This window comes from Bacillus sp. mrc49, from assembly GCF_002803435.1.
This window is the reverse complement of the sequence record NZ_PHNG01000502.1, coordinates 1-565: the sequence shown is the minus strand read 5'-3', so window position 1 is coordinate 565 and position 565 is coordinate 1. Positions and strand designations below refer to the sequence as shown.

Annotated in this window: 1 rRNA gene; it reads right to left on the bottom strand. The window is 44.6% G+C overall.

The features are described from left to right. Window positions 1–395: ribosomal RNA gene (locus tag CVN76_RS04845) — 23S ribosomal RNA — on the bottom strand; the annotation flags it as partial. Between the last annotated feature and the right edge of the window lie 170 nt (window positions 396–565).

Below are 565 nucleotides of genomic sequence, written 5' to 3'. Positions count from 1 at the left end.
CGAAGTTTCAACTACAGGGTTTTTACCTTCTTTGACGGACCTTTCCAGATCGCTTCATTTACCCCGTTCCTTTGTAACTCCATGTTGAGTGTCCTACAACCCCAAGAGGCAAGCCTCTTGGTTTGGGCTAATTCCGTTTCGCTCGCCGCTACTCAGGAAATCGCGTTTGCTTTCTCTTCCTCCTGGTACTTAGATGTTTCAGTTCCCCGGGTCTGCCTTCAGTACCCTATGTATTCAGGTAAAGATACTGTTCCATTACGAACAGTGGGTTTCCCCATTCGGAAATCTCCGGATCAAAGCTTACTTACAGCTCCCCGAAGCATATCGGTGTTAGTCCCGTCCTTCATCGGCTCCTAGTGCCAAGGCATCCACCGTGCGCCCTTTCTAACTTAACCGTTAAAAAAGTCTTACAGATGCTTTGAAAAAAATTAATTGCCTTCTATCTATTATCTAGTTTTCAAGGAACAAAGTAGAAAGAATGAATTACTCATTCAAAACTGAACAAAACAAAAGCGCACTCGTATTATCCTTAGAAAGGAGGTGATCCAGCCGCACCTTCCGATAC